Genomic DNA, 1,775 nt, shown 5'->3' on the forward strand with positions numbered 1-1,775 from the left:
CCAGGATGCCCAGCACCTCGTCGCCGCTGCGGCTGTCGAGCGCGCCCGTCGGCTCGTCCGCCAGGATCACGCGGGCGTCGTTGACCAGCGCGCGGGCGATCGAGACCCGCTGCTGCTGGCCGCCCGAAAGCTGGCCCGGCCGGTGGCCCAGCCGGTCGCCCAGGCCCAGCCGGTCCAGCAGGTCGCGGGCGCGGGCGCGGCGCGCCTCGCGCGGCAGGCCGCGATAGATCGCCGGCACCTCGACATTCCCCAGCGCCGTCATCTCGGAAAGCAGGTGGTAGCGCTGGAAGATGAAGCCGAAGGTTTCGCGGCGCAGCGCCGCCAGCTCGCCCGGATCGCGCTGCGCCACCTCGCGCCCGTCCAGGAGGTAGCTGCCCGAGCTGGGCCGGTCGAGGCAGCCCAGGATGTTCATCAGCGTCGACTTGCCCGAGCCCGAGGCGCCCATGACGGCGACGAATTCGCCCTGGGCGATGTCGAGGTCGATGTCCTTGAGCACGCGCAGCACCCCCTCGCCCGAGGGGTATTCGCGCGCGATGCCGCGCAGCCGGATCAGCGGGGATCCCATCTCAGCCACCCAGCGGGCCCATCATGCGCCGGCTGCTGCGGGGGGCCGCGCCGGCCGCCGGGGCGCCGCCCTGTTCGCCGGTCACCACCTGCTCGCCCTCGTCGAGGCCCGAGACCACCTCGGCCACCACCTTGTCGTTGAGCCCGATCACCACGTCGCGGGTCTGGATGCCGCCGCCCGCGGCCAGCACCCGGACCTGGTGGCTGCCGTCGGGGTTGCGCCGGCCAAGCGCGCTCGACGGGATGGTCAGCACGTCCTGCGCCGCGCCCAGGACGATGCTGACCTGCGCCGTCATGTAGCTGCGCAGGTGCCCGTCGGGGTTTTCGACCGGGACGATGCCGGTGTAATAGATGGCGCCGCTGCTGCTGTCGGTGCTGGCGCCGCCCTGGATGGCGCTGTCGTTGACGATGCTTTGCGGCGCCGGGGCGATGGAGGCCAGCACGCCGCGATAGCTGCGGCCGCTGTCGTCGAGCAGGGTGAAGCGCACCTGCTGGCCGGGCCGGACCTTGCCGATGTCGGCTTCCGAGATCTCGGCATGCACCTCCATGCGGTCCAGCTGCCCCAGCACGACGATGGTGGGCGAGGACTGCACCGCGTTCACCGTCTGCCCGGCCTGGCTGACGATGGCCAGCACCGTGCCGGCAGTGGGCGCGGTGATGCGGGTATAGTCGAGGTCGGTCCGGGCGATCTCGATCGCGACCTCGGCCTGGGCGATCTGCGCCTGGAGCGCGGTGATCTGGGCGCGGGCCACCGCGACGTCCTGCTGGGCGCTGTCGATGGTGCTGCGCGCGGCCGCGGCCGAGCGGATCAGGTTTTCCGACCGCTCCAGCGTCTTTTCCGCCAGCGCCAGCACCGCCTGCCGCTCGGCCATCTGCGCGCTGAGATTGGCCAGCGCCGCCTGGGCGGTGCGCAATTCGTTCGCCTGCTGGACCGAGTCGATCCGGGCGATCAGGTCGCCCTGTTCCACCCGCTGGCCCAGCCGGACCGCCAGTTCGGTGATCCGCCCCGAGACCTGCGCCCCCACCGCCACCAGGCTCGAGGGCTTCAGCCGCCCCTCCGCCAGAACCGCCATCTCGATGTCGCCGCGCGCGACCGGCGCGCTCATGTAGCCGGGGGTCGCGGACTTGCCCTCGGTAAGCCCGACCACGCCGGCCAGAACGGCGACCAGCGCCACGGCGGTCAGGGCAAGGGCTAAGGGCTGGCGCATCGG

At 72.7% G+C, this 1,775-nt stretch carries 2 protein-coding genes; both read right to left on the reverse strand.

Features of this window, described 5'->3' with window-relative positions:
• Positions 1–565 (reverse strand): ABC transporter ATP-binding protein (locus tag FE811_RS26695; protein ID WP_140849520.1); only part of this gene is annotated, 565 nt, incomplete at its 3' end.
• A gap of 1 nt (position 566) precedes the next feature.
• Positions 567–1,775: efflux RND transporter periplasmic adaptor subunit (locus FE811_RS26700; RefSeq protein ID WP_255469867.1), on the reverse strand; the 1,209-nt coding region annotated here is incomplete at its 5' end.

Source organism: Paracoccus sp. FO-3 (genome assembly GCF_006386455.1).
Classification (GTDB): Bacteria; Pseudomonadota; Alphaproteobacteria; order Rhodobacterales; family Rhodobacteraceae; genus Paracoccus; species Paracoccus versutus.